General features: G+C 74.6%; 11 protein-coding genes. 6 read left to right on the forward strand and 5 right to left on the reverse strand.

Features of this window, described 5'->3' with window-relative positions; all coding sequences use genetic code 11:
• Positions 1 to 58 precede the first annotated feature (58 nt).
• Positions 59 to 1,036, reverse strand: coding sequence for a GlxA family transcriptional regulator (locus tag ACIGW4_RS32845; protein WP_398711484.1), 978 nt, complete (start codon positions 1,034 to 1,036; stop codon positions 59 to 61).
• Positions 1,037 to 1,106: 70 nt separating this feature from the next.
• Between ACIGW4_RS32845 and ACIGW4_RS32850 the strand changes: the two genes are divergently transcribed.
• Positions 1,107 to 2,468, forward strand: a complete 1,362-nt coding sequence (locus tag ACIGW4_RS32850) for an MFS transporter (RefSeq protein ID WP_398711486.1) — start codon at positions 1,107 to 1,109, stop codon at positions 2,466 to 2,468.
• A 100-nt stretch (positions 2,469 to 2,568) separates the two neighbouring features.
• Here the strand turns inward: ACIGW4_RS32850 and ACIGW4_RS32855 are convergent, their stop codons facing one another.
• Both ACIGW4_RS32855 and ACIGW4_RS32860 read right to left on the reverse strand, forming a co-directional pair.
• Positions 2,569 to 4,134, reverse strand: a complete 1,566-nt coding sequence (locus ACIGW4_RS32855) for a phosphatidylinositol-specific phospholipase C domain-containing protein (protein WP_359589352.1) — start codon at positions 4,132 to 4,134, stop codon at positions 2,569 to 2,571.
• Positions 4,135 to 4,182: 48 nt separating this feature from the next.
• On the reverse strand, positions 4,183 to 5,133 hold the full coding sequence (locus ACIGW4_RS32860) for an AraC family transcriptional regulator (protein WP_123451065.1): 951 nt from the start codon (positions 5,131 to 5,133) through the stop codon (positions 4,183 to 4,185).
• 90 nt (positions 5,134 to 5,223) lie between these two features.
• Here ACIGW4_RS32860 and ACIGW4_RS32865 point away from each other — a divergent pair, with 90 nt between their 5' ends.
• Positions 5,224 to 6,231: a zinc-dependent alcohol dehydrogenase family protein gene (locus ACIGW4_RS32865; protein ID WP_123451067.1), complete on the forward strand. Its 1,008-nt coding sequence runs from the start codon at positions 5,224 to 5,226 to the stop codon at positions 6,229 to 6,231.
• A gap of 6 nt (positions 6,232 to 6,237) precedes the next feature.
• On the opposite strand, the gene ACIGW4_RS32870 is transcribed toward ACIGW4_RS32865, so the two are convergent.
• On the reverse strand, positions 6,238 to 7,731 hold the full coding sequence (locus tag ACIGW4_RS32870; RefSeq protein ID WP_399584774.1) for an aldehyde dehydrogenase (NADP(+)): 1,494 nt from the start codon (positions 7,729 to 7,731) through the stop codon (positions 6,238 to 6,240).
• A gap of 149 nt (positions 7,732 to 7,880) precedes the next feature.
• On the opposite strand from ACIGW4_RS32870, the gene ACIGW4_RS32875 reads away from it, so the two are divergent.
• Positions 7,881 to 8,651 carry an IclR family transcriptional regulator gene (locus ACIGW4_RS32875; protein ID WP_123451071.1) on the forward strand — a complete coding sequence of 257 codons (771 nt, stop codon included), beginning with the start codon at positions 7,881 to 7,883 and terminating at the stop codon, positions 8,649 to 8,651.
• A gap of 19 nt (positions 8,652 to 8,670) precedes the next feature.
• Here ACIGW4_RS32875 and ACIGW4_RS32880 read toward each other — a convergent pair whose 3' ends face one another.
• A complete protein-coding gene (locus ACIGW4_RS32880) occupies positions 8,671 to 9,168 on the reverse strand; it encodes a cupin domain-containing protein (RefSeq protein WP_399584777.1) in 498 nt (165 codons plus the stop codon).
• Between the two features lie 186 nt (positions 9,169 to 9,354).
• Here ACIGW4_RS32880 and ACIGW4_RS32885 point away from each other — a divergent pair, with 186 nt between their 5' ends.
• From ACIGW4_RS32885 to ACIGW4_RS32895, 3 genes are read left to right on the forward strand one after another with little or no spacing between them, the layout of a single operon-like run.
• Positions 9,355 to 10,350 carry a hypothetical protein gene (locus tag ACIGW4_RS32885; RefSeq protein WP_399584780.1) on the forward strand — a complete coding sequence of 332 codons (996 nt, stop codon included), beginning with the start codon at positions 9,355 to 9,357 and terminating at the stop codon, positions 10,348 to 10,350.
• Entirely contained in the window at positions 10,347 to 11,582 is a 1,236-nt protein-coding gene (locus tag ACIGW4_RS32890) for a sensor histidine kinase (RefSeq protein WP_398711494.1), read from the forward strand. Before ACIGW4_RS32885 ends, ACIGW4_RS32890 begins: the two co-directional genes overlap by 4 nt.
• Entirely contained in the window at positions 11,579 to 12,247 is a 669-nt protein-coding gene (locus tag ACIGW4_RS32895) for a response regulator (protein ID WP_398711496.1), read from the forward strand. The genes ACIGW4_RS32890 and ACIGW4_RS32895 overlap by 4 nt, the downstream gene beginning before the upstream one ends.
• The last annotated feature ends 261 nt before the right edge of the window (positions 12,248 to 12,508 follow it).

Below are 12,508 nucleotides of genomic sequence, written 5' to 3' on the forward strand. Positions count from 1 at the left end.
CGTCCGGCGGTCCGTTTCATTCCGTTTCCGGCCCCGGTGTGAGCAGGAGCACCGCGCGTCAGGGGGCGTCGGCGCCCGTCAGGCGGTTGAAGGAGGACCGGTAGGCGCTCGGGGTGAGGCCCGTGCGGCGCAGGACGTGCTGCCGCAGCGAGTCGGCGGAGCCGAGGCCGCTCGCGCGGGCCACCCGGTCCATGCCGAGGGAGGTGGTCTCCAGGAGCTCCTTCGCCCGCTCGACGCGCTGGTGGAGCAGCCACTGGAGCGGGCTGACGCCGGTCTCGGCGTGGAAGCGGCGCGAGAGGGTGCGGACGGAGACCCCGGCGTGCCGGGCGAGGTCGGTGAGGCCGAGGGGTTCGTCGAGGTGCGCCATCGCCCACGCGCGCGTGTCGGCGAAGGAGACGCCGCGCTCGGGCGGCAGCGGGGTCTGGGTGAACTGGGTCTGGCCGCCGGGCCGGACGGGTGCGACGAGGGCGAGCCGGGCGACGGAGTTGGCGACGGCGGCGCCGTGGTCGGTGCGGATGACGTGCAGGCAGAGGTCGATGCCCGCCGCGTATCCGGAGGAGGTGAGCACGGGGCCGTCCTGGACGAAGAGGACGTCGTCCTGGAGGTCGACGGCCGGGTGGCGGGCGGCGAGCAGCGGCCGGTAGGCCCAGTAGGTCGTCGCCGCCCGGCCGTCGAGCAGTCCGGCCTCGGCGAGCGCGAAGGCACCGGTGCAGATGGAGGCGATCCGCTTGCCCTCGCCGGCGGAGGCGCGCAGGACGTCGAGGACGCGCGGGTCGGGATCCTCGTACGCTCCGCTGCCCGCGAGGATCACGGTGTCGGCCCCCTCGACGGCGTCGAGCCCGCGCGGGACGACCAGGTCGAGGCCGCCGGTGGTGGTGACGGGCCCCGGGTCGGGGGCGCAGATGACCGTCTCGTACCCGGGCCGGCCGTCGATCTCGACCTTGCCGAAGAGCATCTCCGGGATGGCCAGGTTGAACATCGAGACGGGCGGGGCCGCGATCACGGCGACGCGGCGCACACGGGAACCGACGGGCATGGCCAGAACCTCCGGTCGTATGGCATTCGAGCCACTACTGTACGGGCTCGCAGGTCACGAAGCTGGGCACATGGCCTCAACAGTCCTCATCCCCAAGCCCGTTGTCCGTCACAGCACCCCCTCCCCCGGGCCCGCGCTCGCCGCGGCCATGCTCGGCTTCGCCCTCATCACCCTCGACACCTCCGTCGTCAACGTCGCCCTGCCCGCGATCGGCGCGGACCTCCGGGCCGGGATGACGGGTCTGCAATGGGTCGTCGACTCGTACACGCTGGCCTTCGCCGCGCTGCTGCTCTCCAGCGGGGCGCTGGCCGACCGGGTCGGGGCGAGCCGGGCGTACGGGGCGGGGGTCGTCGTCTTCACGCTCGCCTCGGCGGCCTGCGGTCTGGCCCCCGGCCTGCCCGGGCTCCTGGCGGCCCGGACGGTGCAGGGCGCGGCGGCGGCCGTGATGCTGCCGGCCTCGCTGGCACTCGTACGGGAGGCGTACGGCGATCCCGGGCGGCGGGCCCGGGCGGTGTCGCTGTGGGCGGCGGGCGGCACGGTCGCGGTGGCCCTCGGCCCGGTCGCGGGCGGGGCGCTGACCACGGCCTGGAGCTGGCGCGGGATCTTCTTCATCAACCTGCCCCTCGGGCTCCTCGCGCTCGTCCTGCTGACCCGGGTGGCCCGCTCGTCGCGCCGGCCCGCCCCGCTGGACCTGCCGGGGCAGCTCACGGCGATGACGGCGCTCGGGGCGCTGACCTTCGCAGCCATCGAGGGAGGCGTGGAGGGCCGTTGGGCACTGGGGCTCGCGGTGGTCGCCTTCGCCGCGTTCCTGCTGGTCGAGGCGCGGCGGCGGCATCCGATGGTGCCGCTCGGGCTGTTCCGGAACACGACGGTGGCGGTGGCGGTCGCGGCGGGTTCGGCGAACAGCGTGGCCTTCTACGGCATGGTCTTCGTGTTCGGCCTCTTCTTCCAGCAGGTGCTGGGGCTCTCGGCGCTCGGCGCGGGGCTGATGTTCCTGCCGATGACGGGGTTGCTGGCCGGGGTGAACGTCCTGTCGGCGAAGGTGGCGGCGCGGTACGGGGCGCGGCTGCCGATCATCCTGGGCCAGGCGGTCGCGGTGGCCGGGCTCCTGGGCCTGCTCACCGTGGACGCGGACTCCTCGCGGCCGGCACAGGCCCTCCTGCTCGTGCCGCTCGCGCTCGGGGCCGGCTTCTCCCTGCCGCCGCTGATCGCGGCGATGATGGAGGCCGTCCCGGCGGAGCGGGCGGGCACGGCTGCCGGTCTCCTGAACGCGGTCCGGCAGACGGCCGGCGCCCTCGCGATCGCGGTCTTCGGCTCGCTCGCGGCCCGGGACATGGAGACGGCCCTGCGCACGAGCCTCCTGATCAGCGCGGGTCTGCTGACCCTGACGGCCCTGGCCTCGCTGCGGCTGCCGCGCCGCCGGAACCGTTAGGCGCCGAGGAGGGACGACCAGGCCGCCCTTCGGGGGAAAGGACGGCCTGGGGCGTGGGCGGGGCGGGCGCGTCGCGCGCCGGCCCCCTGCCGGGCGGGCGTTACTTGGAGCAGGTCTCCTGGGTCACCTTGCCGCCCGCGGTGGTGGCGGTGGCCGGGTCCATCGACAGGCACAGGCCCGTCCAGTTGTTGATGAACTGGTACGCGGGCCGGGACCCGGTGGCGGTGGCGAGCTTGGTCGGGATGACGTTCCACAGCTGGCTGCCGGAGAACCAGCGGGTCTCGCAGTCCCACCAGAAGAGCTGGGTGCCGGAGCCCGGCGGGGTGCCGTTGTTGTAGGGGACGGTCAGGCACTTGCCGTTGCTCGCCTTGATCCAGTAGTAGCCCTTGCCGTCGTACGTCGACGGCTTCTCGGCCCCCCACTGGTGGCTGCTCGGCGGGGAGGACTGGCACTCGCGCTGGGTGACCAGGCCGCCGGTCCTGGAGCTGTCGAACTCGGGTCCCCGCACCATGCAGCGGCCGTACAGGCTGTTGACGTAGGTCTTGTCGGCGTTGACCAGCCAGATCGTCCGGTTGCCGCCCTTGACCGCGTTGTCGGCGTTGTGGTCGATGATCGCGTTGACCAGGCCCCAGCCGGGGAAGTCCGTCATGACGACGCCGACGCGGCCGGTGCTGCTGTTGAGGTGCTTCATCAGCTGGACGTTGACACCGGGTTCCTCGTGGACGATGTCACCGTTCTCGTTGCCCAGCTTCCAGCCGCCGGCGTAGTCGGACGGCAGCAGGCCGAAGGGGGCGTTGGACGCGGACGAGTACGTCACGTACATGTCACCGGGGCGGCCGGAGCGCGCCTGGTCGACGTTGCCCTTGACGTAGCCCCACTTCTCCGCGACGGTCTCCGCCGCCCAGTGGTCCTCCTTGCGGTCGTTGAAGCCCTTGATCCCGTAGCCGTCGCTGTCGACGCTGTCGAAGCTGCCCAGGACCAGCTTGCCGCGGACCTGCCCGAGCGTCGGGACCTCCGCCCTGCCGGAGCCCGACGTCGAGGGCGTGTAGAAGAGGCCGGGGTACTTCGCCACATAGCCGGCGAAGATCGACCTGACCGTCGCCGGGGTCACGGACTTCGGGTCGTGCGCGCACTCGAAGGTGCCCGCGCCCGAGTAGGGACATTCGGACTTCAGCCGCATCACGATCGTCTCGGTCGGGTGCGCGCGGAGGAAGGACTGCGCCTTGGTCAGGACGTCGTCGAAGTTGGCCTGCTGGTAGTACACGCCGTGGTGGATCGTGAAGGCCGATCCCCCGGAGACCCGGGCCCGGATGTCGATGGCCCGGATGCCCCGCTCCAGCTGCGCCGTCAGGGTGTCCGCGCCGTCCCCCCAGTCCTCCTGCGTCTGCACGCTGGTGCCGCCGTGGACGGAGAGCGTGTCGTGGGTGCCGGGGATGGACATGTTCGAGAGCGGGGTGTCGCTCGCGACGCCCCACATCCACTCGGCCCGGTCCGGCTGCCCGATGTTCCGGTAGGCGTCCTGGTTCGTCGACCCCGCCGCATCGGCGGGGACGGGCGTCAGCAGCGCGGCTCCCAGGGCGAGACAGGCGGCCGTCACGAGGCCGGTCAGCCGACGGGAGCGCCGGGGCGATCCGGCGCCCGTGGCGCGGGGGGTGGGGCGGGACATGAGACTCCAGTACGGGTGAGGGGGGCGGTGCGGGAACCAGTCTGGCCGTCACCCCTGGCGTTCCACTGACGTTCCGCTAACGCCCTGCGCACCCTTGCGGTAGCGGCCCGGCGCCACCCCGTACTCCCGCTTGAAGGCCTTGGCGAAGGCGAACTCCGAGGAGTATCCGGAGCGTTCGGCGACCGCGCGGAGGGGGAGGTCCTCGGAGCGGAGGAGGCGGCCCGCCGTGGTCATGCGCCACCAGGTGAGGTACGCGAGGGGCGGACGTCCGACGAGGGTGGTGAAGCGGCGGGCGAAGGCGGCGCGGGAGAGGCCGCCGAGCGCGCCCAGTTCCTCGACCGTCCACGCCCTGGCGGGGTCGCCGTGCAGGGCGCGCAGGGCGGCCGAGACGGCCGGGTCGCTCAGCGCGGCCGACCAGCCGGTGGAACGGTCGGCGCGCTCGCTGAGCCACCAGGTGCGGAGCAGGTACAGGAGCAGGGTGTCGAGGAGGGCGGGGACGATCGCGTCGGATCCCGGCTGGGGCTCGGCGAGTTCGGCGCCGAGCAGGTCGACGGCGGCGCGCAGCCGGGGATGGGCCCCGACCCGGGCGGGGAGGTGGACGTACGGCGGCAGTTCGGTGAGCAGGGGGTGGGCGTGGGCCCGGCTGAGCTGGTAGGCGCCGCAGAGCAGCAGGGTCTCCTCGGCGCCGACGGGTCCCCGGTGGGGCGGGGTGGGCCAGGAGCCGTCGGGAGCGCGCACGGCGTCGACGAGCGGGGTGTCGGGCCGGTCGGCGAGGCCGTGCCCGGTGGCGTGGGCGACGAGGACGACGTCACCGGGACCGAGCCGGACGGGGGCGCCGTCGTCCGGGGGCAGCAGCCAGGCGGTGCCCTGGAGGAGGACGTGGAATCCGGCGCCCATGCTCGGGGGGAAGCGGTGGCCCCAGGGCGCGAAGCGGACGGTGCGGGAGGAGTGCGGGCGTCCGGTGCGCATGACGGCGATGGCATCGCTCAGTACGTCCATGGCCCGAACCGTAGCGCACGAGACGATCGGACATGACGCGGAGCCGGGGAGACATGGATCGTCTCCCTCGGCCCTCCTAGCGTCGGGGTCATGACGACAACAGGCATGACGACGAAGGCTGTTCTGTTCCACGAGCTCGGCGGTCCCGAGGTCCTGAGGGTCGAGGAGGTGCCGCTGCCGGCCCCCGGCCCCGGAGAGGTGCTCGTCCGGGTGGAGGCGATCGGGCTGAACCGTGCCGAGGCGCTGTTCCGCTCCGGCGCCTACTACTACCCGGCCACGCTGCCGGGTTCGCGGCTCGGCTACGAGGCGGCGGGCGTGGTGGAGGCGGTCGGCGCGGGGGTCACGGCGTACGCGCCGGGCGACCCGGTGATGGCGGCGGCCAACTTCGAGTTCGGGACGTACGGCGTGTACGCGGAGCGGGTGGTGCTCCCGGAGGAGTACGTGGTGGCCCGGCCGGAGGGGGTGGACGCGGTGACGGCGGCGGCCGTGTGGCTGGGCTACTTCACCGCGTACGGCGGGATGGTGCTGACCGGCGGACTGCGCCCCGGCGACCACGTGGTGATCACGGGCGCGTCGAGCGGGGTGGGGACGGCCGCGATCCAGACGGCGCTGCGGGTCGGAGCCGTACCGATCGCCACGACCCGCGGCGAGGGGAAGCGGAAGCGGCTCCTGGACTTGGGGGCCGCGCACGTGATCGTCACGGACACCGAGGACCTGGTCGAGGAGGTGCGGCGGATCACCGGCGGGGCGGGCGCGGACCTGGCCTTCGACGCGATCGGCGGGCCCGGTTTCGCCCGGCTCGGCGACGCGCTGCGGACCGGTGGCACCGCCGTCCTCTACGGCTGGCTGGACCCGCGGCCGATCGAGCTGTCGATGAACTGGCCGCTGACCACGCACGCGTACGCGAACGGGGCCCTCGCCCGGACGGAGGAGGGGCGCCGGCGGGCCGCCGGGTTCATCGGCTCGGGGCTGCGGGACGGCTCCCTGGCGCCGGTGATCGCCGAGACCTTCGACGGTCTGGAGCGGATCGCCGACGCCCACCGGCTGATGGAGTCGAACACGCACCTCGGGAAGATCGTGGTGCGCGTCTCCCCCTGAGGGGCGTCAGCGCCTCGGCACTCCCAGCGGGTTGCCGTCGCGGAGCTCCGGGGGCAGGAGGTGGTCGGGGGTCGACTGGTAGGTGACCGGGCGCAGCCAGCGCTCGATCGCGGTCGCGCCGACCGAGGTGGAGGTGGAGGTGGTGGCGGGGTAGGGGCCGCCGTGGTGCTGGGCGGGTGCGACGGCGACGCCGGTGGGCCAGCCGTTGACGAGGACGCGGCCGGCCAGTGGCGTGAGTTCGGCGAGCAGCGGGGCGGCGGCGGCGTCCTCCTCGGCGATGTGCAGGGTGGCGGTGAGGTTGCCGGGCAGCAGGCCGAGGACGGCGGTCACCTCCTCCCGGGTGGAGTAGCGGGCGACGACGGTGACCGGTCCGAAGCACTCCTCCAGGAGGAGGTGGTGGCCGCCGTCGGCGAGCGCGGCGGCGTCGACGGCGAGGACTCCGGCGCTGACGGTGTGGACGCCGCCCGCTCCGGGGGTGACCGGGGTGTCGACGCCGGCGAGGGCGGCGCGCTCGGCCACGCCGGCGACGAAGGCGTCCCGCATGCGGCGGTCGAGCATGACGGCCGGTTCGGTCTCGCTGACGGCGGCGGTGAGCGCGTCGAGGAAGCGGTCGCCGTCCGCTCCCCGGGGGGCGAGGACGAAACCGGGCTTGGTGCAGAACTGGCCGGCGCCCAGGGTCATGGAGCCGGCGAGTCCGGCGCCGATCTCCTCGGCGCGCTCGGCCGCGGCGGCCTCGGTGACCACGACCGGGTTGAGGGAGCCGAGTTCGCCGTGGAAGGGGATGGGGACGGGCCGGGTGACGGCCGCGTCGAAGAGGGCACGGCCGCCGCGGATCGAGCCGGTGAAGCCGGCCGCCGCGACGAGCGGGTGGCGGACGAGCTCCACGCCCGCGTCGAAGCCGTGGACGAGGACGACGACGTCCTCGGGGAGCCCGGCCTTGGCGGCGGCCCGGCGCAGCAGGGAGGCGCAGAGCTCGGAGGTGGCGGGGTGGTCGGGGTGGGCCTTGACCACCACGGGGCAGCCGGCCGCGAGGGCGCTCGCGGTGTCGCCGCCGGGGACGGAGAAGGCGAGCGGGAAGTTGCTCGCGGCATAGACGGCGACGACGCCGAGCGGGATCTTCCAGCGGCGCAGGTCGGGCCGGGGCGGGACGGCCTCGGGGTCGGGCGCGTCGATCCGCACGTCGAGGAACCAGCCGTCCTCGACGACGTCCGCGAAGGCCCGCAACTGGGCTGTGGTGCGGGCGAGTTCGCCGGTGAGGCGGACGGGCCCGAGGGCGGTCTCGGCGTCGGCCGCCTCGACGACGTGCGCGCCGGAGCCGTCGAGGAGGTCGGCGGCGGTACGGAGGAAGGCGGCCCGCGCGGTGCGGTCGGCGAGGGCCTCGCGGGCGGCGTGCGCGGCCCTGACGGCGCGGTCGACCTCCTCGGCTGTGGCCTCCACCGCAACCTGCTCGCGCGGCTTCCCCGTCCGGGGGTCCACGCTCCACACTGGTTCTGCCGCCACCGCCACGCCCCTGTTCGCTATTCTGAACGCAGTTCCCGTAGATGAACGCATCTGGGCGGGACTCTATTGACGGCCCGGCCGTCTCCACAAGGGCCCCGTTCGGCCGGGGCGGCCGGGGGCGGCCGGACGACGGAAGAGGGGCGAGGGGCATGGCGACCGCAGACGCGGGTGGGGCGCAGGTGAAGTCCGCGGTGCGGACCGTGGAGCTGCTCGAGTACTTCGCGGGACGCCCCGGGATGCACTCGCTCGCCGCCGTCCAGGAGGCCGTCGGCTACCCCAAGTCCAGCCTGTACATGCTGCTGCGCACCCTGGTCGAGCTGGGCTGGGTGGAGACGGACGCGACGGGCACGCGGTACGGGATCGGGGTGCGGGCGCTGCTCGTCGGCACCTCCTACATCGACGGCGACGAGGTGGTGGCCGCCTCCCGGCCCACCCTCGACCGGCTCTCCGACGACACCACCGAGACCATCCACCTGGCGCGGCTCGACGGCACCAACGTCGTCTACCTGGCGACCCGCCAGTCCCAGCACTACCTGCGGCCGTTCACCCGGGTCGGCCGCCGGCTGCCCGCCCACTCGACCTCGTTGGGCAAGGCGCTGCTCGCCACCCACAGCGACGAGCAGGTGCGCAAGCTCCTCCCGGAGACGCTCCCGGCGCTGACCGAGCACACGATCACCGACCGCGAGGAGCTCATCGAGGAGCTGCGGGTCGTCCGCGAGCAGGGCTACGCGGTGGACCGCGAGGAGAACACCCTGGGGCTGCGCTGCTTCGGCGTCGCGATCCCCTACCGGACCCCGGCGCGGGACGCGATCAGCTGCTCGGTGCCGGTGGCACGGCTCACCCCGGCCCACGAGCAGCTGATCAAGGACGCGCTGTTCGACGCGCGGGACCGGCTGACCCTGGCGACCCGCCGCCTCTGAACCTCCGGCCCGCCGCGGGTCACGCGCGGTCGGCGAGGGCCTTCTGCCAGACCGGGCTCTCGACGTAGTGGTTGTCGTACTGCTCCGAGGAGGCCTTGATCTCCTCGAAGCTCGCCTCGCCCCGCATGACGCGGCCGAGCAGGCGCAGGTAGTCGAAGCGGGCCATGCCGGGGGTGAAGACGAAGAGGACGTCGGCCTCGGCGCCGGGCGCCGCCGCGAAGGCGTGCGGGGTGTGCGGCGGGACGAGGAGGAAGTCGCCCTGCTCCAGGACGGTCAGCTCCTCGCCGACCAGGACCTGGAGCGAGCCGCCGAGCACGAAGAACATCTCCGAGGCCTTGGTGTGGAAGTGCGCCGGGGCGCCGACCGCGCCCTTCGCGAACGTCGACCGGTAGCTGGTGAGCTGCCCGCCGGTGGTGTCGGAGTCGGCGAGGAGGGTCATCACGCTGCTCGGGTCGGCGGTGGTCTCGGCGGTGGCGGCGCGGGTGAGGAGCGGGGCGAAGCTCTCGGTCTCGTTCATGATCACCACCCTAGGCGGCCATTGACCCGCCCCACAGGGTCAATCGATCACTGGAAACCTGGGCCAATTCCGTCGTCGGGGAGTCATGGGCAGAGCTCCGGGAGGAGAGCGCCTCCCCCGTGCGGCGGAGGCGGTTCACCGCTCGGCAGGAGGTGGGCGCCGGGGCCCGCGCGGGAGCGTGGGGCCATGACACAGACCGCGTCCCTCCCCGCTCCGGCGCCCGCCGCCGGTCACCGTCCGAGCGCCGTCCGCCGGGCACTGCGCGTCCTCGCGATCCTCGCCTGCCTCCCGTACGTCTCGCTCAAGGTCGCCTGGGTGGCGGGCAGCGAGATCGGGATCCCCGCCGGGAGCGTGCTCCTGGAGCACCGGCAGATGATGGCGATCGTCAACGCGGTCTCGGTGGTCGCCGACGTCCTCGTCGTCGTCCTCGCCCTGCTGCTCACCCAGTCCTGGGGCCGGCGGTTCCCCGCCTGGCTCCTCGCCCTCCCCATGTGGGCGGCGACCGGACTGCTCGCCCCGATCATGACCGGCTACCCGGCGCAGCTCGCGGCCGCCCTCCTCACCGGCGACCGGAAGGCCGCCGCATCCGGTGAACCCTTCCTGGACGACTGGGTGTTCGGCGTCGTGTACGGCGGCTTCATCCTCCAGGGCCTCGCCCTCGGCACGCTCTTCGCCCTGTACGCCCGGGACCGCTGGGGGCACCTGTGGCAGGGGCGGCTCGGCGGGCTGTCCGCCCGCACGTCCGGGCCCGGGGCGCGGGCCCTCGCCGTGGCCGGCGCGGTCGTCGCGCTCGTGCCCGCCACGCTCCATCTGCTGTGGGCCACCGGTTCGACGGCGGGCCTGTCCGCCCGGCTGATCGCCGAACGCGACTCCGACGACTACGTCCTGGAGGCCCAGCGGCTCGGCTTCCTCGCCGTCGCCGTCGCCCTCACCCTCCTCCTGGTGCTGCGCCGGCCCGCCCGGCTCCGGGTGCGCACCACGCTCGCCCTGGCCTGGACGGCCTCGGGTGCCGCGGGCTGCTGGGGCGCCTATCTGTCGCTCGTCGCACTGCTGCCGGATGCGGATCCGAGCAAGCAGGTCCCCGGGCTCGTACAGCTGTCCTACGCTGGCGACATGATCACCGGGTTCCTGCTCGCCGCGTGCGTGGCGCTGTTCCTGCGGCGGCGGAGCGCCGGGGCGTGAGACCGGTGACGGCCCTGTTCGGGCAGCGGGCCAGGCTGCGCTGGCTCCATCTGATCCTGGGCGGCGCGCTGTTCATGCCGTTCTGGATGGTCGGCACCCTCGTCGCGGGACCCCTGCTCGACGAAGGCGGCATGTTCACCGGCGGTCTCGGGATGCAGTTCGGGGCGTACGCGGTGGGGCTGCCGCTCGCCGCGGCCGTCGCGCTCTTCCCGCTCGCCCGGCCGATGTCGGTGGCGGCGGCGCGGACGCTGTGCGGGGTGCCGGCCGACCGGTTCGCCGACGGCCCGGCGCGCGGCCGGCGGGCCAGGGCCCGGACGGCCGCCTGGTTCACCCTGCACCTGGGCGCCGGGGCGCTCGTCAGCGGGGCGACGCTGGCCCTGCCGCCGTTCGCGGTCGCGGTCCTCGCGCTGCCGTTCTCGCCGGGGCTCCGGGACACCGAGATCGGCCGGCTCTGGGGCCTGGACGCGGCCTGGCTGATCTGGGGCGCGGTGCCGGCCGGGCTGCTCATGCTGCTCGCGCTCGCCGCCGTCGCCGCCGCGACCGGGGCCCTGCTCGCCCGGCAGGCGCCCCGGCTGCTCGGCCCCAGCCCGGCGGACCGGCTCGCGGCGGCCGAGCGGCGCGCCGCCGAGGCGGAGGCCCGCAACCGGCTCGCCCGCGAACTGCACGACTCGGTCGGCCACGCCCTGAGCGCGGTCACCCTCCAGGCGGGCGCGGCCCGCCGGACCCTGGACGGCGACCGGGCCGACCTGGAGTTCGTGCGGGAAGCGCTGACCGCGATCGAGGAGACCACCCGGCGCACGGTCGGCGAACTGGACCGGGCCCTCGGACTGCTGCGCCGGGGCGAGGGCGCCGAAGAGGGCGTGGGCCCGGGGCTCGACGCCCTGGAGGCCCTGGTGCGGGGCGCGGGGCCGCGGGTGGCGCTGACGGTGGGCGGGGCCCTGGGCTCCGTACCGGAGACGCTGTCGCGAGAGGCGTACCGGATCGTCCAGGAAGGACTGACGAACGCGGCCCGGCACGCGGGCGGCGCGCCCGTCACCGTACGGCTCGACGCCCGTACCGAGGAGTTGGAGATCACGATGGAGAACCCCCTGCCCGACCGTCCCCCGGTCACCCGGCCCGACGGCGGGCGCGGCCTGCTCGGGATCGACGAGCGGGCCCGGCTGCTCGGCGGCACCGCCGAAGCGGGCCCGGCGGGCGGAGTGTGGCGCCTCGCGGTCAGGATCCCCCGATGAGCGCGCCGGAGGCGGAGGTCAGGATCGTCCTCGCCGACGACGAGCGGATGGTGCGTACGGCGCTGCGGGTCATCCTGGACGCGGAGCCCGGCCTCCGGGTCGTCGGCGAGGCGTCCACGGGCGCCGAGGCCGTGTCGGTGGTGCGGGCGGAGCGGCCGGACGTCGTCCTCATGGACGTGCGGATGCCGGAGATCGACGGGATCCGGGCCACCGAGCAGATCCTCGCCGGAATGGCGGAGCCGCCGCGGATCGTGGTGGTGACGACCTTCGAGAACGACTCCTACGTGTACGACGCGCTGCGCGTGGGCGCGGCGGGCTTCCTGCTGAAGCGGGCGGCGGCGGAGGAACTGGTGAGCGCGGTCCGGCTGGTCGCGCGCAGCGACTCGCTGCTCTACCCGGCGGCGGTGCGGAGCCTGGCCGCCGAGCACGCCCGCCGCCGGCCGCCGGTGCCGCCGCCGTGGGCGGCACGGCTCACCGAACGGGAGGCGGAGGTGCTGCGCCTGGTCGCGACGGGCCTCACGAACGCGGAGATCGCCGGGCGGATGGGGGTCGGGCCGGCGACGGTGAAGACGCATGTGGCGGCGGTGCTGGCGAAGTTGGGGGCGCGGGATCGCACCCAGGCGGTGATCCTGGCCTACGAATCAGGCTTCACCCGCCCCACCTGACCCCGCGCCCCGCCGGGACGGCGCCCACCCCCGCGCCCGCCGTTGTGGGCTGCGCCCGCCGGGCGGTGCCCCCACCGTTGTGGGCGCCGCCCCGCCTGGGCAGTGCCCACCCCGCGCCCCCGTTGTGGGCGCGCCCGCCGGGCGGTACCCCCGCCGCCCCCGTTGGGGGCAGTCGTTCCGCTGGGGCGGAACGGGTGGGCACAACGGACCCGCGCCCTGCCGGCGCCAGAGGCTTCTGTGCCTGGACCCGCACCGGGCTGT

It is taken from the genome of Streptomyces sp. NPDC053513, assembly GCF_044544765.1.
In the GTDB taxonomy this organism is placed as follows: domain Bacteria; phylum Actinomycetota; class Actinomycetes; order Streptomycetales; family Streptomycetaceae; genus Streptomyces; species Streptomyces litmocidini.

Coding starts and splice junctions, on each gene's coding strand:
- ACIGW4_RS32845 (WP_398711484.1), bottom strand. CDS start 1,036: ATGCCCGTCGGTTCCCGTGTGCGCCGCGTCGCCGTGATCGCGGCCCCG.
- ACIGW4_RS32850 (WP_398711486.1), top strand. CDS start 1,107: ATGGCCTCAACAGTCCTCATCCCCAAGCCCGTTGTCCGTCACAGCACC.
- ACIGW4_RS32855 (WP_359589352.1), bottom strand. CDS start 4,134: ATGTCCCGCCCCACCCCCCGCGCCACGGGCGCCGGATCGCCCCGGCGC.
- ACIGW4_RS32860 (WP_123451065.1), bottom strand. CDS start 5,133: ATGGACGTACTGAGCGATGCCATCGCCGTCATGCGCACCGGACGCCCG.
- ACIGW4_RS32865 (WP_123451067.1), top strand. CDS start 5,224: ATGACGACAACAGGCATGACGACGAAGGCTGTTCTGTTCCACGAGCTC.
- ACIGW4_RS32875 (WP_123451071.1), top strand. CDS start 7,881: ATGGCGACCGCAGACGCGGGTGGGGCGCAGGTGAAGTCCGCGGTGCGG.
- ACIGW4_RS32880 (WP_399584777.1), bottom strand. CDS start 9,168: ATGAACGAGACCGAGAGCTTCGCCCCGCTCCTCACCCGCGCCGCCACC.
- ACIGW4_RS32885 (WP_399584780.1), top strand. CDS start 9,355: ATGACACAGACCGCGTCCCTCCCCGCTCCGGCGCCCGCCGCCGGTCAC.
- ACIGW4_RS32895 (WP_398711496.1), top strand. CDS start 11,579: ATGAGCGCGCCGGAGGCGGAGGTCAGGATCGTCCTCGCCGACGACGAG.